Genomic DNA, 19,789 nt, shown 5'->3' with positions numbered 1-19,789 from the left:
TCACCACCTTAGAGCTTTGGCGTAGCCAAAGCTAACTTCGTAAGCATAAGCTGAGCTTTGACGTACCCAATAGCTAACTTCGTAAGCATAAACGGTAATCTCTATATATTAGCTTGTAGCAAAGCCTCTTTTGAATTTCTCGATGGCAGCCTTGAGCGCTGCTTCGTTGTCAGCTGTCAGATCCTTGGTATCCGAGATGGATTTCAGGATTTCAGTGGCACTGCTGTCGATAAAGGCCAGGAATTCCTTCTCGAAACGCTTAACGTCCTTGACAGGAATATCATCCAGATGTCCTTTGACAGCGGTGTACAGACTAAGCACTTGATGCTCAACGCTAAGCGGCTGGTTCACACCCTGCTTCAGAATCTCCATCATACGCGCACCGCGGTTCAGACGGGCCTGCGTTGATTTGTCCAGATCGGAGCCGAACTGGGAGAAAGCCTGAAGCTCACGGTATTGAGCCAGATCCAGACGCAGGGAACCGGCGACCTTCTTCATAGCTTTGATCTGTGCGGAGCCCCCTACACGGGATACAGAGATACCTACGTTGATCGCCGGACGCTGTCCGGAGTTGAACAAGTCGGATTCAAGGAAGATTTGGCCGTCTGTGATCGAAATTACGTTCGTTGGAATGTAAGCCGATACGTCAGAAGCCTGTGTTTCGATGAATGGCAGGGCGGTTAATGAACCACCACCAAGCGCATCGCTAAGCTTGGCTGCACGTTCCAGCAGACGGGAGTGCAGATAGAATACGTCACCCGGGAAGGCTTCACGGCCCGGTGGACGGCGGAGCAGCAGAGACAATTCGCGGTAAGCCGAAGCCTGCTTGGACAGGTCATCATAAATGACAAGTACATGCTCGCCCTTATACATAAAGTATTCGCCCATAGCGCAGCCTGCGTACGGAGCAATATAAAGCAGCGGAGAAGGCTCGGAAGCCGACGCGGTTACAACGATAGTGTAATCCAGGGCGCCATGACGGCGGAGGGTTTCTACTACCTGTGCTACAGTAGATTGTTTTTGTCCGATAGCAACATAGATACACTTCATCCCGTTGCCCTTCTGGTTGATAATCGCATCAATCGCGATCGCAGTCTTACCTGTCTGACGGTCACCAATGATCAGCTCGCGTTGTCCGCGGCCGATTGGCACCATGGCATCGATTGCCTTAAGACCCGTCTGCATCGGTTCGTGTACCGACTTACGGTCGATAACCCCCGGCGCGTTATGTTCAACCGGACGGAATTCTGTAGTAGCAATCGGTCCCTTGCCGTCAAGCGGCTGGCCCAGTGCATTTACTACGCGGCCCAGCATGGCTTCGCCAACCGGAACCTGCATGATCTGGCCGGTACGTTTAACCTGATCGCCTTCGCGGATCTCTTTGTATTCACCCAGAATAACAACACCGACGTTGCTTTCTTCCAGGTTAAGCGCCATGCCCACTACCCCGTTGGAGAACTCCAGCAGTTCCCCTGCCATTGCGTTTTCCAGACCGTAGACACGGGCGATACCGTCGCCGACTTGAATGACGGTGCCAATTTCGGCCACTTCGATATCGGCTTTATATTGCTCAATTTGACTTTTGATCAAAGTGCTGATCTCTTCAGGTCTGATGCCCAATATCCTCACCCCTATCTTCTTTGCTTATCATTAAAGGATTTCTCAAGACGCGTAAGCTTACCGGCCAGACTTCCGTCATACAGCGTATCGCCGATTACGACTTTCAGTCCGCCGAGCAGGCTTGTATCGACCACATTGGTTACACGAATCTTACGGCCAGTAAGCTGGCTGAATTCAGCCGCAACACTGTCCTGTTCTGCCTGGTTCAGGGAATAAGCGGAATAGACAGTAGCGTAGCCAATGCCAAGGGCATCCCCTTCAATCTTGATATATTTAGCCAGTAACTCTGCGAAAATATCGGTTCTGCCCCGCTCTACCAATAGCTCTACCGTGTTCATGACCGCTTCCGAGACTTTACCTTGAAGTGTCCCGCGCAGCACATTCAGCTTGTCGGATTGCGAGATACGGGGTGCCAGGATAAACCGTTTCACCTCTGCATCATTATGAAGCACTTCGACGACTAATTTGAGCTGTTCTTCCACTTGAAGCGTAATGCCTTCATCCACTGCTACACTGTACAAGGCTTTTGCATAGCGCCCGGCAACTACCGTATCGCGGCTCATGATCGGCCTCCTACCTCTTTGAGGTATTGATCAACAAGCTGTTCCTGCTCGCCGTCAGCTGCAACTTCCTTCTCAAGCAGCTTCGAGGCAATGCGGACCGAGGCTGTACCCAGCTCGCTGCGCAGCGCTTCAACCGCTTTATTCTTCTCGTTCTCAATGTCGCGTACCGCTTCGTCTTTCAGACGGCTCGCTTCCACATGGGCCTGCTCGAGAATCTTGTCAACCTGGTTGTTGCTGGTAGCCTGGGACTGCTGAATGATAGCCTGTGCCTCTTGGCGCGCCTGCTGCAGGGCCTGCTTCTGCTCTTCTACATAAGCGACCGCCTGCTCTCTGGTCTTGGCTGCTTCATCCATTTGCTGCAGCACCATTTCGCGGCGCTTCTCCATAATTCCGAACAGCTTGCTGAAGGCAAACTTGCTGAGCAGGAAGTACAGAACTCCAAATGCAACAATGGAAAATACTATATTGGTCCAAACGATATTCACTGAGGTCACTCCCTTCCGTTACCGCGGCTTGCGGACATATACAAAAGTAAGGCGCGGATGGCACTTGCCCTCCCCGCCAAACCGTAAAAACGGTTTATTAAGTAAACATGATCAGGAACGCGATAACTGTAGCGGCCAAAGGAATAACTTCCACGATACCTACACCGATAAACATTGTTGTCTGCAGTGCGTTACGTGCTTCCGGCTGACGGGCGATAGATTCCACCGTCTTGCTGACGATCATACCGTTACCCAGACCTGCGCCGAGTGCGCCCAAACCAACCGCGATTGCTGCTGCTAAAAATTCCATTTGTAAATATCCTCCTTTAATTTCGGTTCTTTTTGTAATGTCTTAATAATATAAAATCTCCCGCGAAGTATTCCGGCACCTGCCGCTATCCTCACGGCAGCTTATTAATGCGCTTCTTCCTCGTGGATCGTCATCTGTGCGATGTAGACCATCGTCAGAATCGTAAAGATAAAGGCCTGAAGCGCCCCGACAAAGATACTGAAGCCTTGCCAGATGGCCAGAAACGGAATACTGAACAGTCCCAGCTTCAGAATGACGGTAATCAGAACCTCGCCGGCAAAAATGTTAGCGAATAGACGAATGGCAAGCGCCACTGGCTTCGCCAGGTTCTCAATAATGTTCAGCGGCAAGAAAATTGGAAACGGCTCAATATAATGCTTGAAATAATGCTTGCCGTTCAGCTTGATGCCTAAGTAGTTCATGAGTACAAACACAACGATCGCAAGTCCTGCGGTTACGTTGATATCTGCAGTCGGCGATTTGTACCACAGAATCTCAGCATGCGCGCCATCGGCCAGGTTCTTAGTTGCTTCGATAACATGTCCGAAGACTGTAACCGGACCATCGGCCTCTGTAATAACGGAAAACGGCAGACCAAGGAGATTGGAGACGAAGATAAACAGTATCAGCGTCAATCCCAGTGATATGTAAGGCTTTCCCTTCTTCAGATCCATGGCGCTGCTGATCAGTCCCTGTACAAATTCAACCACCCATTCCATGAAATTCTGGAGCTTGGACGGATTCTCAACCGACAGGTTGCGGACGGAGAGCATGACCAGTACGAACACTATCACCGAGCTGATTACCAGCATCAGCACAGCAGACAGGTCAATCGGTATTCCGCCAACATAGATTAAAGGCATTTCGTGCATAGTATCATCCCCCTTTCTCTTTAATATGGCTACAGCTTATTCTTGATTCCTAGATATATCCCCACGGGAATAGCCAGAAGCTGGGGGATGAACAGGCCGATAATCGTTGCCTCCAGCGAGAAATGCTCATATTTGACTGAAAACATAGTAACCAGAATTCCAAAACTGATTCTTGTAGCAAAACCAAGACTGAAGGAGCTTTTCCCTTGCTTCGCCACCGCTGCTGTCACTCTTCTGACCTTGAGGGCTAGATAACGGAAATTAACCAGTCCTGCCAGCAAGCCGAGTGTCATTCCCAGAGTAACTGCACGGGTCTCATGATGGAGAGCCCACCCCATTACCAATCCTGCCATAATGATTACTGTCACCCTGGTGACGATATTGATTACGGGAGTCATATTATCCATTTTGCTCCCCCAAAAAATTTTTGATTAGCAAAGCAACATTCACAACGCCGAGAATCAACCCGGTAATTGTTCCGATAGCCAGCCAAAAAGCAGGTCCGTCCATCAGATTGCGCAGCCACTTTGCCACAAAAAAGCCTATTACAATGTAAGCGGCAAGCAAACTGCCCGCACCCGCGAGTACTAGAGCTGTACGCCCCAGTCCAGGCTCATTCTTTGATTCCTTCATAGGCTACAATCCCAACTAATTTTACTGAATATCCAGACTCTTTGTCAATTCACAGAAAATTGCCCAAAATCGCATGAAAATATGAAAATAATCACAGCAAAAAACACCAAAACCATATAAACCGTACAGTTTAACTGTATGCTGCTTTTATTAACGTTAGTATATTAGTTGTCTTGCCCTGTTTTATCATTTGTGAACATTGTGTGAAATTCTTCCGGGCGCTCTGGAGCGACTCCGAAATGGTGCAAAATCGCATTGACAATTCTTTCGGAGGCTTTGCCGTCTCCATACGGGTTGGCGGCCCGGCTCATCGACTGATACAGGTTCTGATCGGTCAAAAGAGCATGTGTCCGTTGATACACCTTCTCCTCGTCCGTCCCCACAAGCTCCAGTGTTCCGGCCTCGATCCCTTCCGGGCGCTCGGTTGTATCACGCAGCACAAGCACAGGAACTCCAAAGGAGGGAGCTTCCTCCTGCAGGCCGCCGGAATCGGTCAATATCAGGTGGGTATGCGGATAAAAGTTATGCAGGTCAACGACATCCAGCGGATCAATCAGCTTGATTCTAGGGTGTCCGCCGAGGATCTCATGCGCAGGTTCCTTCACTGCCGGACTCGGGTGCACGGGATACACAATGGCTACATCTTCAAATTCATCAGCGATTCTTTTGACTGCACGGAAAATATGACGGTGCGGTTCGCCTTGGGATTCTCTGCGGTGCGCCGTCATCAAAATAAGTCTTTTTCCTGAAGCAAAATCAAGGACCGGATGCCGGTAGTCCGGCTGTACGGTATATTGAAACACATCGGTTACGGTATTGCCTGTGATATAAATACTTGATTCTTTTTTGTTCTCGTGTCTCAGGTTACCCGCTGACCAGTGAGTCGGAGCAAAATGCAGATCAGCAAGCACGCCTGTCAGCTGACGGTTCATTTCTTCCGGATAAGGCGAAAGCTTGTTCCATGTCCGAAGACCTGCTTCCACATGCCCAACCTGAATCTGCTGAAGGAAAGACGCATAGCTGGCCAGGAAGGTGGTCAGGGTATCGCCATGCACAAGCACTAGGTCCGGCTTCACTTCGCGGAGCACGGGCTCCAGGCCTTCGAGCACCCGAATCGTGATCTCATTGAGCGTCTGGCGGTCCTTCATTACGTCCAGATCGTAATCCGGAGTAATCTTGAACACCTCGAGTACCTGATCCAGCAGCTCCCTGTGCTGCGCAGTTACACAGACAATGGACTCAATCTGCTCAGGATGTCTGTTCAGCTCCAGAACCAGAGGCGCCATCTTGATTGCCTCGGGGCGCACTCCGAAAATCGTCATTACTTTAATTTTGGACATAAGCCCTTCCCTCTCTTCTGAAAACCGTGGTCTATTGGATTGATACTATTATTATCTGTGCTTCTTACTTGGTACCGTACAGTCTGTCCCCGGCATCTCCGAGGCCCGGAACGATATAGCCATGATCATTCAAATGATCGTCAAGTGCTGCAACATAGATATCCACATCCGGATGAGCAGCTTGTACAGCCGCAACGCCTTCCGGGGCAGCAATCAGGTTCATCATCTTGATCTGGGTGCAGCCGCGGTTCTTGAGCGAGGTAATCGCTGCAATGGCAGAGCCGCCTGTAGCTAGCATAGGATCGATCACGATCAACTCACGTTCCTGGACATCCGTAGGAAGCTTGATGTAGTATTCTACCGGCTGAAGGGTGTCCGGATCACGGAACAGACCCACATGGCCTACCTTGGCTGCAGGAAGCAGCTTAAGCACACCTTCGAGCATCCCCAGACCGGCGCGCAGAATCGGGATCAGTCCCAGCATTCTCCCCGAAATCACCTTGCTCTGCGTTTCCTGCACGGGCGTCTGCACCGTAATGGTCTCCAGCGGGATATCACGTGTAATCTCATAAGCCATAAGTGTTGCTACTTCATCGACATGCTCCCTGAAGTCTTTTGTGTTGGTCCGCACATCGCGAATGAATGTCAATTTGTGCTGAATCAATGGATGATCGCAAATCACCAATTTTCCCATGTTGTCCCTCCGGTAATTGTAAGTCTTATTTATAGCCAAAGTAAGCGCCCGGCTTCTCAGGTGGCTAAATCCTATCTATTATATCATCACCAAGTCCTCTTTTCACCTACAGATAGACAAATCCGCAGGTCCCCCCGTTTACTGGGGAATTACCACACCATGGAAGCTTAAGGCAATATAGCCACCTCTCTGGATATAAAACAAAGCTTAGTTTGTACGATTAAGCGCTTTTAATACTATTCACAGTTCTTTCACTACTTTTATTGAAAATTCCATGAACTTTCATGTAACTTTCAGTATAATTCAAACGTTTTCTTGGGAGCCATTTGTGAACATTATGTAACAGCAATAGCGTGAAACATATACATTCTTATATTTTAAAAAAGCCCTTGCGTAAATCCGGCGGAACCGGGTACGCAAGGGCGATGTTAGAGGGACTCAGATTAATACTGCAATCCAGGGTAGATCGGATATTGTTCAGTCAGCTTAGCTACCTCGCGGGCTGCTTGGCTCAAGTTAGCTTCATCCTGCGGATTCTTGAGGACACTGGCAATAATCCGGCCGATCGTGACCATAGCCTGCTCATCCATTCCGCGTGATGTAACAGCCGGTGTGCCGATGCGGATACCGCTGGTGACGAACGGGCTGGTCGGGTCAAACGGAATCGCGTTCTTGTTGACAGTAATTCCGATGGAATCCAGCACCTTCTCGGCGTCCTTACCAGTAATGTTCAGGTTACGGGTATCGAGCAGGATCAGATGGTTATCGGTTCCGCCGGATACAATATTAACGCCTTCGCCGACCAGAGTCTCTGCCAGCACCTTGGCATTCTTAACTACGTTCTCGGCGTAAGTCTTGAATGATGGCTGCAGTGCTTCACCGAACGATACGGCCTTGGACGCAATCACATGCATCAGAGGTCCGCCCTGGGAACCAGGGAAGACCGCTTTATCAATAGCGGCAGCCCATGGCTGTCTGCACAGAATCATCCCGCCGCGCGGACCGCGCAGGGTTTTGTGCGTAGTTGTAGTGACGAAGTGGGCATGAGGAACCGGGCTCGGGTGAAGACCGGCAGCCACCAGACCGGCAATATGAGCCATATCGACCATGAACAGAGCGCCCACATCATTCGCAATCGAACCGAGTGCGGCAAAATCAATGGTACGCGGATATGCGCTCGCACCGGCAACGATCATTTTGGGGCGGTGCTTGAAGGCGGCTTTGCGCACTTCATCATAATCGATCAGGAAGGAATCCTCCTGTACGCCATAAGCCACGAAGTTATACAGAATGCCGGAAGCATTCACCGGGCTGCCGTGGGTCAAATGGCCGCCATGCGACAGATTCATACCAAGAACAGTATCGCCGGGCTTGAGTGCAGCCAGGTATACAGCCATATTGGCCTGTGCGCCGGAATGCGGCTGCACGTTGGCATGCTCAGCACCGAACAGCTCCTTGGCACGGTCGCGGGCCAGGTTCTCTACGATATCCACATCTTCACAGCCGCCGTAGTAACGCTTGCCGGGATAACCTTCGGCGTATTTGTTCGTAAGCACGGAGCCCATGGCCTCCATGACGGCTTCACTTACAATATTCTCTGAGGCAATAAGTTCAATGTTCGCACGCTGGCGGCTCAGTTCGAGGCCCATCGCTTCCAGTACTGCCGGGTCACTTTTACGCAATTGTTCCATGTTTCTAATTTCCTCCCTGTAACTCTGATTTATGTGGTGTTAGTTAAACCCTCTCAATTTCAGTCACAATTCGCGGAACCGCTAGTCTCAGGCGTGCGGTACACAGCCCGTTCCCCGCCGATCAGCGGCGGTCTGCTCCAAGCGGCATTTACCCGGGCAGCCCCGATATACCTCAGGCTAGGCCGGTAAGGTACAGCAATCCGGCGCAGATGCATGCCGATCAGGGTCTCCCCGATATCTATACCGGCATGAGCTTCAATGGACTCTGCCAGCACCGGATCTGTCATGGACTGGTAGGCCGCAGCAGCCATAGAGCCTCCGGCTCCCGGAATAGGTACAGCCGACACCTCTCTAAGGCCAAGAGCTTCCAGCAGGGCGCGTTCCATCACCAGCGAACGGTTCAAATGCTCGCAGCACTGATAGACCGGCTGAAAGCCAAATTCAGCTGCAACCTGCGCGATCCCCTCCAGCAGCTGCCGCGCAACCTCCAGCGCACCGCCTGTCCCAATCCGCTTCCCCGCCACTTCGCTGGTGCTGGCTCCGACGACCAGGATCTTCCCCGGACCGAGCTTACCCGCTACTGCAAGTTCACGCGTTACCGCAGCAGTGGCTGCGGCCAAAGAAAGTTCCCCGCTGCCGGTTAGCTGCTGCTCTGCAGCCGCCATACCGGATAAGCGTTCATCCCCTGATTTCTGCTTCAGGATTTCCCCCATCTTACCGCCCCCTTCAACCGTTTCTGATTTCCATGGAGATGCAACTTTTAAACAAAAAAGAGCAGTCCGCAGGTTGAACTGCGGATGTGCTCTTTTGCCCAGGCGACCGGCCGTTTATTCCAGGTGCTCCATCGTGGTTTCATCCACACTTGTCGCCAGTTACACCGGAACCGGATCATATTTATTACATCTTAAGGGATAGTCAGCAAAAAATCAACCACTTCAAAGCCTTCTCAGCGATTCAAGCTTATCAAGCAGACCGTACAGCGCCGTACGGATCTCGGCCGCCGCCAGCTCGTAATCTTCACGCGAGCCGCCGAACGGATCACTGATATCGAAGCTGGGGATACGCTGGCGGATCTCAATCATCCGCTGCATAGCCGCATCATCCGGTTCGGTGCCCAAAGCCAGATTCAGCTCCGCCTCCGCATACAAGCTGTCCAGCTCCCGGATATCGGCATTCACGGATTCCTGCGTCTGGACATACTCCTTAAGGGTATGGGTCTTGGTAACGGCGTCAGGAAAATACTGCAGCAAGTGCCGCTTATGCGCTCCTGTCAGGGTAAGGATCAAATCGGCCCAGGCTACCGCCTCCCCGTCAAGCTGTGAGGATACGATGCGGTCCTGAATCCCTTCATCCTGCAGAATGCCCGCAGCATGTCTGGATATGGAAGTACCCGGGACAGCAGAAACTCCGGCAGACCGCACCTCCACCTGAATGCCCCGCTCCTTCGCAAGCTTCCGCAGAAGCCCTTCGGCCATGGGACTACGGCAGGTATTACCTGTGCAGACAAATAAAATATGCAGCAACCTTTCCACCTCCGGTAAACATTATAATTTCGGTATGAAGCTTAAAAAGTATGGGTATTGCCGTTATTGTATCAGAAGATGAACATCAAGCCAAACGCCAGCAGGATGGCTCCGCCCAGCGCTTCCCCGTATTCTCCGAGTCCTCGGCTTACCCGCCGGCCCAGCAGCAGCCCCGTAATGGACATGACACCGCCGCAGGCACCGAAGGCCAGCACGGTTAGAATAATACTATTCACAAACATCCCGAGTGAAACCCCGACCGAGAAAGAATCTACACTAACACTGAGCGAGATCAGCAGCATCCCCCAGATCGTCCGGTGATCCATCTGCCGGCTGCTGCCGCCGTCGTCCTGGCGGAAGGAATTAAACACCATATGTCCGCCCAGCAGAACCAGCAGGCCTCCGGCCGCATAGGTGGTAACCTGTCCGAGCAAATGGCCGACATAGCTGCCTGTGAACAAGCCCAGCAGCGGCATCAGGACATGAAAAAAAGCAATCAGCAGGCTAAGCTGCAGCACATGCAGCAGACGGATACCCCTCATCCCGATACCCACGCCCAGCGAGAACGCATCCATCCCCAGCGCAACTGCCATAATAGCTATTGTTACTAACTGGCCCCAGCCGCCATGTATTCCGCCCCAACCCCCATATATTCCGTCCCAGCCCATGAATAACCCTCCACCCTGAGTCCGTAAGTTCTTGTACAACAACGATATGCGGACAAGATGGTATTCATGACTGTGAGGTGGATGGAAGGTACTGGAGATTCTGGCTTATCACGGACTGAGAAGCCGTTATTTTTGAGAAAAACCACTTTTGCGCGGGCTAACGGACTCCCATGCGCTTATCCGCTGACTTCCAACCCAAAATGAGCTGACGGAGAGGAAATAAGCACATCACAGTCCTTTAGGCCTGGAAAATGGACTAATATGCGAAAATAACGGTATTACGATCCGCAAGGCCATCAGGAATGAACGGGGGGATAATATTTCGGCGTTAGTCGGCGTCGATTACCGTATCACCGGCGGCTTTCATCAGCCGGTTCATGATGGCTGCGCCGAGGCCCGTGACCGGGCAGGCCTCGGCCAGAATGTACGTGGCCCCCGCTTCATCAAAACGCCGCAAAGCGGCATACAGGAAGCGGGCGGCCTCCTCCGGCGAGGACAGCGAGCCGAGAGACACCGTGCAGGCGGCCGGGTCGGCGGGATACAGGGCTCTATGCTCCTCGAAGAGGAGCAGGCCCGTGATCTCGCCCGCCCGCTGCGCCGCCTGCAGCAGCCCTGCGGCGGTCTCCGCCACGCGCTGCGCGGAGGAGCCGCGTACAATGCCAAGCGCGCCGCGCGGGGCATAGTGCGTGTACTTCATGCCCGGCGCGCGCGGCGCCGGGCTGCTGCCGGCGGCCGGCTCCGCGGCGGCCGCTTCAGTGCCGGTCACCGCCGCGAGCTGCTCGGCGGTGATGCCCCCGGGACGGAGCACGGCTACCGTCCCGTCCGGCTGCACCTGCACCACGGTCGACTCCAGGCCGACCCCGGCCGCGCCGCCGTCCAGAACCCCGCCGATATATCCGGCGAGGTCTTCCAGCACATGGGCGGCCCGCGTCGGACTCGGCCGCCCGGAGCGGTTGGCGCTGGGCGCGGCAACCGGACAATCCGCCGCGCGCAGCAGCGCAAGCGCGACCGGATGATCCGGCATGCGCACGCCAACCGTATCCAGGCCCGCAGTCACCAGCGGCGAGAGGACGCCGGGGCGGACCGGCAGCACCAGCGTCAGCGGGCCGGGCCAGAAGGCATCGATCAGCGCCGAGGCCACCGGATGCACCTCCGTCACCAGTCGTTCGAGATTCTCCCGCCGGGCAATATGCACGATCAGCGGGTTATCAGAGGGACGGCCTTTGGCGGCGAATACCGCTTCTACCGCTGCGGTATTCCGCGCATCTGCGCCCAGTCCGTACACCGTCTCCGTCGGAAAGGCCACCGTCTCCCCGCTCCGCAGCAGCGCTGCCGCTTCCGAGATCATGCCCAGGTCACTCCCGCCCGGCTGCCAACCGGCAGAACTCCCCAATCCGCCGTCCGTTCCCGCCTCACCGGAAGCAAGGCTCCAGTACAGAGTGGACTCTATATGACCGCTGCGGCGCTGGGCCGCGAACGGTGAATGCTTATCTTCTGTCATCTATCATCACTAGCTTTCTGATTGAATTATTACGCCAAAAACGGCCCCCTCAGGCGGAGCCGCTTCTGCTCAAGTGCTGCAATCATCGTACCATATCCGGCGCAAAAACTGTAGAATCCAATATCCGTTTACGCCATGCTTCTCAGGACATTCAAGCGAACAGCCCGCAGATCCAGCTCCAGATATTCTTCAGCAGCTCCCACACGAAGAACTTCACCTTCGGTGCCTCAGCAGCATCACCCGAACTTCCCTCCTTGTTAGCTGAATCAGAGAGACTGGATACTGCCCCTTGTCCTTTTCCATCCGCAACCTTCACCTTCGCGCCGTCTCCCGAAGCCTTTGCTGAGACCTTAGTAACATCCTTCGCCCCTGCCTTCGCAGCAGCCGGTTCCGCAGCCGCAGCATCCCCGGTTCCCGCATCGATGAAGCAGAGAGGCGGAAACAGCACACACCACCAGTTCTGCCCTTTGCCTGCGCCAAGCGTGACCCGGACGGCCTCATATTCTCCGGCAGGGTAGACCCGGCCGCCATACATTTTGGTCGGAAAAGGAACCGTGCCCAGCTCCACCTGATAGCCGTATTCAATCCCGCGTTGCGCCAGCTCTCTGCCCACCAGCTCATTCAGCTCCGGCAGATGATTACGGATCAGGGCACGGGCCTGCTCCAGACTCTGCGGATCTTCCAGCCCGGCCACCCACTGATTAATCTGCTCCACGATCCGGTCACGAATCTGGCGCTTGACCAGCTGATCCCCGGTGCCGTCCGAATTCGCCAGTATACGCAAGCGGATGGACTCCTGCGGGATGGATACCTCTGCTACAGCAGCATCACTTTTTTGCCCTTCCCAGGCCATCATTAGAATCATAAAAAAACAAATTAAAATGGCAGTATACTTAAAGGTAATCCGCAGGGAATCCCCCCGCTCCAGCTTAACATCCTCCATCCTTCCGCAGCCCCTCTCCCTCTGAACCTCTTATGTTCCCAGTATGTCCAGGAATGAGAGACTGCAAACCTAGTAATCTATTATTAATAAACTAGAGAGCGCGCGGCAGCCTAGCTTTTGGACAAAAGGGATTTACCCTTCGTGTCCGGCTGCGGCAGCGGGAGATCGTCCTCCACATCCTGCCCGTAGAGCCTTACGCTCATCGCTATCCCCATACAGGCCATATTAATCAGCAGCGAGGTCCCGCCGTAGCTGATGAATGGCAGGGTAATGCCGGTCAGCGGCATCAGTCCGGTCATCGCCCCGATATTCTCCAGAATCTGATACAGCAGCATCGCCACGATCCCGACAATCAGGAGCGGCCCGCCGCGGTCTCTGCATTCCAAGGCAATCAGTATTAATCTGTGAATCAGGATAAAAAAGAGCATCAGCAGCGCCGCTGCACCCAGGAAACCGAATTCTTCCCCGATCTGCACAAAAATCGATTCTGAATACAGATACGGCACACGGTTGCTCTGTACGGAGCTGCCTTGCAGATAACCTTCTCCATCCAGCCCGCCGGAACCAATTGCCGTCTGGGCATTTTTGGTCTGATAGCTCGCAGTGCTGCTGGCCAAATCAGGTACCAGCCAAGGATCAAACCGGCTGACGAAATGGTCCCGTCCGAGTGTTTTTTCAATGAAATCTACCGTCTGTTCGTGATAGTTGATATAGCACAGGATGAAGCCCAGAATCGCTCCGCCGGCGATAACTAGACCAACCAGCGCATGCGAGAATTTGATACGCCCGATCCATAGCAGGCCAAGCAGAATCACGATATAGCTGAGCGCATTGCCCAGATCGTTCTGGACGATGACCAGCGCGCACGGCATAAATGCAATCAGACCCAGCGGTACGACATCGCGCCAGAACTGGAGCCGGGGTTTATTTTTACGGACAAGCACGGTGGTCAGAAAAATAATCAGAATCAGCTTGAACAGCTCCGCCGGCTGAATGCTTAAATCTCCAATACCGATCCAGCCCTGGGCACCATTCTTGACCTTGCCGAAAAAGCTGACCGACAGCAGAATCCCGATCCCGGCGATGTAAATATAAAGTCCATACCGCACCAGCAGGCGGTAATCGAACAGGGTGATCAGGATAAACGCGATGAAGCCCAGCGCATAATATTTCAGCATGGTGATATGCATACCGTCCAGGTCGTCTCTTCCGTGAGTCACGCTATAAATGGAGAAGATACAGATCCCCATCAGCACAATCAAAATAAGCACAATGCTGCCGTCTATTCTTTTGATTCTCTGCAACATAAGGATATAACCCCTTACCTTCTCCGGATTAGGAATCCGCCAGCTGCATCCAGCCAGGCTTCAACCCACTAATTTCCATTGTAATTCAATTGGGAACAAAAAAACACCGGAACCCTTCGTTAACGAAGAATTCCGGTATAGATGAAGCATCCAGCTTCCCCATATGCACGGGCTTTACTATTCTTAATGAGTTAACTTCTTTTGGCGGGAGCCGGTGAAGAATATAGCGCAGGAGTAGGCAGATCCTCCTCTACCTCTTGCCCATGCAGACGCACGCTCATGACAAGCCCTATGCTCGCCATATTAATCAGCAGTGAGGTTCCCCCGAAGCTGATAAACGGCAGCGTAATCCCCGTCAGCGGCATCAGGCCCAGGAAGGCCCCGATATTCTCAAAAATCTGGTACAGCAGCATCGCCACCACCCCGACGATCAGGAACGGCCCGCCCCTGTCCTTGCACTCCAGTGCAATTAGTATCATCCGGTGAATCAGGATAAAGTACAGCAGCAGCACCAGCGCCGATCCGACAAAGCCGTATTCCTCTGCAATCTGTACAAAAATAGAGTCCGAATAGGTGTACGGTACACGGTCGGTCTGCACCGAACTGCCCGTCATATAGCCTTCACCGCTCATTCCGCCGGAGGCGATCGCCATTTTGGCGTTCTTTGTATGATAGATCGCTTTGGCCGTCGCCTTATCCGGCACCAGCCACGGATCGAAGCGCTCGATCCAGTGCGAGCGTTTGATATCTACCAGGAAATCTTTAATTTCATCGTGATAATGAATATAGCTCATAATTCCGGCAGCCGCAGAGCCGCCTATAACCAGCAGCCCGATCAGCGCATGGGTGAATTTAATATTACCGATCCACAGTAGGCCGATCAGAATAACGATGTACGAGAGCGCATTTCCCAGGTCATTCTGGCTGATTACAATCACAAACGGCAGGAGACTGAACAATGCCAGCGGAACCACATCGCGCCAGAACAGCAGCTTATTCTTTTTTTTGCGGACCAGTACAGCCGCCAGGAACAGAATTAGAATTAGCTTGAACAGCTCAGCCGGCTGAAGACTGAAGCTGTTGCCGAACTTGATCCAGCCTTGTGCGCCGTTCTGCTCTGTGCCGACAAAGCTGACCAGCACCAGAATGCCAACCCCTGTGATATATACGTATAGCGCATATTTTACAAGCAGGCGATAATCCACGAACGTCAGCCCGATAAAGGCAACGAAGCCCACGATATAGAATTTGATCATCTTGATATGCGACCCGTCCAGCCTATCGCGCCCGTGGGTCACACTGTATATGGAGAAAATGCTGACCACCATCAGCAGCACAAGAATCACCAGGATGACGCCGTCAATCTTCTTAATCTTCTGAAGCATATTCTGTCTCCTTACTCAGTACTGGTTCTTCCCGTTCTTGTCCCCCGGCAGCAGCCCAGGCAGAAGTTCCGTCCTGTCTATTGTAAAGGAAGGGAGCGCCTAAATACAATTTCCATCGTTTGGGGGTGCTCTGTCAGGTGAACAGCCGGACCGCCTTCCCTGCAGCGGACTAAGCGGACCTTATTCGTTGCAAAAACACCTTCCCGGAAGTTATGCGGACAGAGAGGACTCTATTGGTTCAGTTGGTTGCTCACACAGGCCTGTTTACAGGCAATAAGTTCTTCTCAGTCCAGAAGTGTTGGTCTTTTCGCGTTAATTAAGCAAATAGCGTCTTCTCAGTCCGTTCCCCGTCTTCACCGGGCTATGCCCAGCACATGCCGGGGAATCCCGGCGAGATCATCAATGGTGATGATCTCGTCCCAATGTCCGGCTGCCCGCAGCAGTCCGGCTACCTGCTCGGCCTGCCCCTGGCCGAGCTCAAAGCCGACCAGGCGCGGCGGAGCCGGGAGCAGCGGCAGCTGCTCCATCATGCGGCGGTACGGGTCCAGCCCGTCCCCGCCGCCGTCCAGTGCCGTGCGCGGCTCATGATCGCGCACCTCGCGCTGCAGCCCGGCGATGTCGCCGCCGGGGATGTACGGCGGGTTGGAGACGAGGATATCCGTCTCCAGCCCCGCGAACGGCTCGAGCAGATCGCCGAGCCGCAGGTCAACGGCCGTGCCGTGCCGCTGCGCATTGCGCCGGGCCACGGCCAGCGCGCCGGGCGAGATGTCGCCGGCGCAGACCCGCCACGCGGGCGCTTCTGCCGCCAGCGTGACGGAGATGGCTCCGCTGCCGGCGCCGATATCGACGGCGGTCAGCGGCCGTGCGGCGCAGGCGAAGCCCGCGCCGCTCTCCCCGCGGGCTGCGCTGCGGCCCGCCCCGCTGAAGGCGGCTGCTTCATCCGCAGCCGCCTCATTTCGCGGTCCCGCTTCGCCCGGCACCGCCCCAGCCTCACCGCCCGCAGCTGTCCACTGCTCGTCTCCTTCAGCTTCACGTGCGGCTTCGCCCCGCACCCCCGCCAGCCCGTCCGGCCACAGCTCCGCGCCGTACTTCAGAATCGCCTCGACCAGCAGCTCCGTCTCCGGGCGGGGGATCAGCACATCGGGCGTGACCTCGAAGGCCCGGCCGTAGAATTCCTGCTCGCCGATGATGTATTGCACCGGTTCCCCAGCCGCGCGGCGGGTCACCAGCGCTTCCCAATCGGCCTTGCGCGCCAGCGGGAACGGATCAGCCAGCGCCATATAATAAGCCGCCCCGGACAAGCCCAGCACATGCTCCAGCAGGAGCTGGCTGCTGCGCTGCGGCTCCATAAGGCCGTGCCCGGCCAAAAAAGAAGAAGCCTCCGCAAAGGCTTCCCGGATGCTTTGCAATTCCGACATGACGTAAGAGTCGTGTTTCAAAGCATTATTCTCCTTTTTCCATCAATTCTGCTTGTTCCGCAATCGACAGCGCCGAGATAATCTCGGTAATATCCCCGTTCATCACCTGGTCCAGACGGTGGAGGGTCAAGCCAATCCGGTGGTCTGTCACACGGCTCTGCGGGAAGTTGTAGGTACGGATACGCTCACTGCGGTCACCGGTTCCCACTTTGCTTTTGCGTTCTCCGGAATACTTCGCTTCCTCTTCCTGACGCTTCAGATCCGAGATCCGGGTACGCAGCACCTTCAGAGCCTTATCTTTGTTGGAGTTCTGGGACTTGCCGTCCTGGCAGGTAGCCACGATCCCCGTAGGTACATGGGTTACACGTACTGCCGATTTGGTCGTATTAACGGACTGTCCGCCCGCACCGCTCGAACAGAAGGTATCGACACGGATATCCTTGTCATGAATCTCGATTTCGAAATCTTCCGCTTCCGGCATTACAGCAACCGTTGAAGTAGACGTATGGATACGTCCGCCGGATTCTGTGGTAGGTATGCGCTGCACACGGTGTGCGCCGCTTTCGAATTTCATTTTGCTGTAAGCGCCGCGCCCGGTAATTTGGAAGATCACTTCCTTGAAGCCGCCGAGATCATTCGTGTTCACATCCATCAGCTCCACGCGCCAGCCCTGGGTATCGGCATAACGGGTGTACATCCGGTACAGGTCAGAGGCGAACAAAGCCGCTTCGTCCCCGCCGGCTGCGCCGCGGATTTCCACGATTACGTTCTTGTCGTCATTAGGGTCCTTAGGCAGCAGGAGCAGACGAATCTTCTCCTCAAGAACGGCCTGACGCTCGGACAGCTCCTCGATCTCCATCTTGACCATTTCTTTCATTTCATCATCAAGCTTCTCGGCCTGCATCATCTTCGCAGCTTCGAGCTCTTCCATTACGTTCTTATATTCGCTATACGCCTCGAAGGCGGGCTGCAAGTCGGATTGTTCTTTGGAATAGTCCCTCAGTTTCTTACTGTCGCTTGCAACATCCGGGTCACATAGCAGTTCACTGAGTTTCTCGTAGCGGTCCGCCAGGGATTGCAATCGGTCCAACAAGGGAATTCACCTCTCCTGATTCAAATTCTTCGTTCAATATTACTTTAAATTGTTGCTACAACTGAAGTAGATATACGACTTTATATTATACCACCACAAGCCTCAATTGGCTACACTGCCGGCGGCGGGGATGGGAAAATCTTTTGAAAAAGGTTCAGATGACGCAAAGAGACCATCCAGCAAGCAAACCTCTACTCCTGAATGGCCTTTCTATAACAAGCGAAAAGTATCTATACGTTGAACCGGAAATGCATAACGTCGCCGTCCTGCACCAGATATTCCTTACCTTCCAGGCGCAGCTGCCCGCGTTCCTTGGCACCGTTCATTGAGCCTGCCGCCACCAGATCGGTGTAAGCTACAACCTCCGCCCGGATGAAACCGCGCTCAAAGTCCGTATGAATCACGCCCGCTGCTCCAGGGGCCTTGGTGCCCTTGCGGATGGTCCAGGCACGAACCTCTTGAACGCCCGCAGTGAAATAAGTGTACAGACCCAGCAGCTTGTAAGCCGCTTTGATCAGACGGTTAAGCCCGGATTCCTGCAGCCCCAGCTCCTCCAGGAACATCTCCTTATCTTCGCCTTCCAGCTCTGCAATCTCCGCTTCCACCTTCGCGCTGATCGGCACGACTTCAGCATTCTCGGCTGCTGCGAATTCACGGACCTGCTGCACATAAGGATTCTCCTCGGCAGTCGCTACTTCATCTTCGCCCACATTCGCCGCATACAGCACCGGCTTCAGGGTGAGCAGGTGAAGATCACGCACGATCAGGCGCTCATCGTCAGACAACTCCAGACTGCGTGCAGGCTGATCAAGATACAGGGCTTCCTTCACGCGCTCCAGTACTTCTACTTCCTGGGCGTATTTCTTGTCGCCGCCCTTGATGTTTTTGCGGGAACGCTCAATCCGCTTCTCCACGCTCTCCAGGTCAGCCAGAATCAGCTCCAGGTTAATCGTCTGGATGTCGCTGATCGGATTCACCTTGCCGTCTACATGGGTCACATTCTCATCAACGAAGCAGCGCACCACATGAACAATGGCATCCACCTCGCGGATATGGGCCAGGAACTTGTTGCCCAGGCCTTCACCCTTGCTCGCACCGCGCACCAGTCCGGCAATATCGACGAATTCAAAAGCGGTCGGAACCGTCTTGTTCGGCTGTACCAGCTCTACCAGCTTATCCAGACGTTCGTCCGGCACTTCTACAACCCCGACGTTCGGGTCGATGGTGCAGAACGGATAGTTGGCGGATTCTGCGCCCGCTTGTGTAATTGCATTGAATAATGTCGATTTGCCTACGTTGGGAAGTCCAACGATACCTGCTTTCAAAGCCATTTATATGACAACTCCTATTTTCGGTTGGTTTGATCACCGCATGAAATCCCGAACTGATCTCAAACCATTATATATTAGAACAATTTCTCCAGCAACAGCGGATGTCAAGGGCGGGCGGCCAAACTCATCATGCCGGGTAAAAAATATTTACTTGGCTCTGCCCGTTGTGATCTGTTTTTCGAATACATCCAGCCTACGGGGGCGCTTCCACTCCAATTGTGGTCGGTTTTTCGATTACATTCAGCCTACACGGCGCTTCCGCTCCAATTGTAATCGGTTTTTCGATTACATTCAGCCTACACGGCGCTTCCGCTCCAATTGTAATCGGTTTTTCGATTACACCCTGCCTACACGGCGCTTCCGCTCCAATTGTAGTCGGTTTTTCGACTACATTTCGACTACACGTTGCACC

Annotated in this window: 20 protein-coding genes and 1 riboswitch; all 20 genes read right to left on the bottom strand. The window is 53.8% G+C overall.

From position 1 onward, the window contains the following. Positions 1-108: 108 nt before the first annotated feature. The 20 genes from atpA to ychF all read right to left on the bottom strand — a co-directional run bounded on the left by atpA (position 109) and on the right by ychF (position 19,377). On the bottom strand, positions 109-1,620 hold the full coding sequence (gene atpA / locus NST04_RS06295; RefSeq protein WP_341183606.1) for a F0F1 ATP synthase subunit alpha: 1,512 nt from the start codon (positions 1,618-1,620) through the stop codon (positions 109-111). Between the two features lie 11 nt (positions 1,621-1,631). Continuing rightward, a complete protein-coding gene (locus NST04_RS06290) occupies positions 1,632-2,183 on the bottom strand; it encodes a F0F1 ATP synthase subunit delta (RefSeq protein WP_341183605.1) in 552 nt (183 codons plus the stop codon). Beyond that, complete coding sequence (gene atpF / locus NST04_RS06285; RefSeq protein ID WP_209868445.1) at positions 2,180-2,668, bottom strand: F0F1 ATP synthase subunit B; 489 nt, start codon at positions 2,666-2,668, stop codon at positions 2,180-2,182. The genes NST04_RS06290 and atpF overlap by 4 nt, the downstream gene beginning before the upstream one ends. A gap of 97 nt (positions 2,669-2,765) precedes the next feature. After that, complete coding sequence (gene atpE, locus NST04_RS06280; RefSeq protein ID WP_036699216.1) at positions 2,766-2,978, bottom strand: F0F1 ATP synthase subunit C; 213 nt, start codon at positions 2,976-2,978, stop codon at positions 2,766-2,768. 104 nt (positions 2,979-3,082) lie between these two features. After that, positions 3,083-3,850: a F0F1 ATP synthase subunit A gene (atpB, locus tag NST04_RS06275; RefSeq protein ID WP_036699217.1), complete on the bottom strand. Its 768-nt coding sequence runs from the start codon at positions 3,848-3,850 to the stop codon at positions 3,083-3,085. Between the two features lie 29 nt (positions 3,851-3,879). Continuing rightward, the gene (locus NST04_RS06270) at positions 3,880-4,257 is read right to left on the bottom strand and encodes an ATP synthase subunit I (protein WP_036699219.1); all 378 of its coding nucleotides are present in this window, start codon (positions 4,255-4,257) and stop codon (positions 3,880-3,882) included. Next, entirely contained in the window at positions 4,250-4,483 is a 234-nt protein-coding gene (locus tag NST04_RS06265; RefSeq protein ID WP_341183604.1) for an ATPase F0F1, read from the bottom strand. The genes NST04_RS06270 and NST04_RS06265 overlap by 8 nt, the downstream gene beginning before the upstream one ends. Before the next feature lie 164 nt (positions 4,484-4,647). Beyond that, complete coding sequence (gene wecB / locus NST04_RS06260; protein WP_341183603.1) at positions 4,648-5,823, bottom strand: non-hydrolyzing UDP-N-acetylglucosamine 2-epimerase; 1,176 nt, start codon at positions 5,821-5,823, stop codon at positions 4,648-4,650. Positions 5,824-5,887: 64 nt separating this feature from the next. Continuing rightward, positions 5,888-6,517, bottom strand: a complete 630-nt coding sequence (gene upp, locus NST04_RS06255; protein ID WP_036721735.1) for a uracil phosphoribosyltransferase — start codon at positions 6,515-6,517, stop codon at positions 5,888-5,890. A 443-nt stretch (positions 6,518-6,960) separates the two neighbouring features. Next, positions 6,961-8,208, bottom strand: a complete 1,248-nt coding sequence (gene glyA / locus NST04_RS06250) for a serine hydroxymethyltransferase (protein WP_341183602.1) — start codon at positions 8,206-8,208, stop codon at positions 6,961-6,963. A 59-nt stretch (positions 8,209-8,267) separates the two neighbouring features. Beyond that, positions 8,268-8,873, bottom strand: coding sequence for a TIGR01440 family protein (locus tag NST04_RS06245; protein ID WP_341185189.1), 606 nt, complete (start codon positions 8,871-8,873; stop codon positions 8,268-8,270). Positions 8,874-9,010: 137 nt separating this feature from the next. Further along, positions 9,011-9,094, bottom strand: a riboswitch (ZMP/ZTP riboswitch). 49 nt (positions 9,095-9,143) lie between these two features. Beyond that, a complete protein-coding gene (locus NST04_RS06240; RefSeq protein ID WP_341183601.1) occupies positions 9,144-9,731 on the bottom strand; it encodes a low molecular weight protein arginine phosphatase in 588 nt (195 codons plus the stop codon). A 71-nt stretch (positions 9,732-9,802) separates the two neighbouring features. Then, complete coding sequence (locus tag NST04_RS06235) at positions 9,803-10,399, bottom strand: manganese efflux pump MntP (RefSeq protein ID WP_341183600.1); 597 nt, start codon at positions 10,397-10,399, stop codon at positions 9,803-9,805. A gap of 328 nt (positions 10,400-10,727) precedes the next feature. Then, positions 10,728-11,849 carry an L-threonylcarbamoyladenylate synthase gene (locus NST04_RS06230; RefSeq protein WP_445667904.1) on the bottom strand — a complete coding sequence of 374 codons (1,122 nt, stop codon included), beginning with the start codon at positions 11,847-11,849 and terminating at the stop codon, positions 10,728-10,730. A gap of 202 nt (positions 11,850-12,051) precedes the next feature. Continuing rightward, positions 12,052-12,843, bottom strand: coding sequence for a stage II sporulation protein R (gene spoIIR / locus NST04_RS06225; protein WP_341183598.1), 792 nt, complete (start codon positions 12,841-12,843; stop codon positions 12,052-12,054). 110 nt (positions 12,844-12,953) lie between these two features. Then, a complete protein-coding gene (locus NST04_RS06220; RefSeq protein WP_341183597.1) occupies positions 12,954-14,150 on the bottom strand; it encodes an FtsW/RodA/SpoVE family cell cycle protein in 1,197 nt (398 codons plus the stop codon). A gap of 191 nt (positions 14,151-14,341) precedes the next feature. Then, positions 14,342-15,535: an FtsW/RodA/SpoVE family cell cycle protein gene (locus tag NST04_RS06215; protein WP_341183596.1), complete on the bottom strand. Its 1,194-nt coding sequence runs from the start codon at positions 15,533-15,535 to the stop codon at positions 14,342-14,344. 353 nt (positions 15,536-15,888) lie between these two features. Next, entirely contained in the window at positions 15,889-16,953 is a 1,065-nt protein-coding gene (locus NST04_RS06210) for a N5-glutamine methyltransferase family protein (RefSeq protein ID WP_341183595.1), read from the bottom strand. A gap of 25 nt (positions 16,954-16,978) precedes the next feature. Then, positions 16,979-18,046, bottom strand: coding sequence for a peptide chain release factor 1 (gene prfA, locus NST04_RS06205; protein ID WP_341016126.1), 1,068 nt, complete (start codon positions 18,044-18,046; stop codon positions 16,979-16,981). A gap of 230 nt (positions 18,047-18,276) precedes the next feature. Beyond that, a complete protein-coding gene (gene ychF, locus NST04_RS06200; protein ID WP_341183594.1) occupies positions 18,277-19,377 on the bottom strand; it encodes a redox-regulated ATPase YchF in 1,101 nt (366 codons plus the stop codon). Positions 19,378-19,789 lie beyond the last annotated feature (412 nt).

The organism is Paenibacillus sp. FSL H7-0756 (assembly GCF_038006765.1).
GTDB lineage: Bacteria > Bacillota > Bacilli > Paenibacillales > Paenibacillaceae > Paenibacillus_AQ.
The sequence above is the reverse complement of the archived record's forward strand: the minus strand, read 5'-3'. Positions and strand labels throughout refer to the sequence as shown.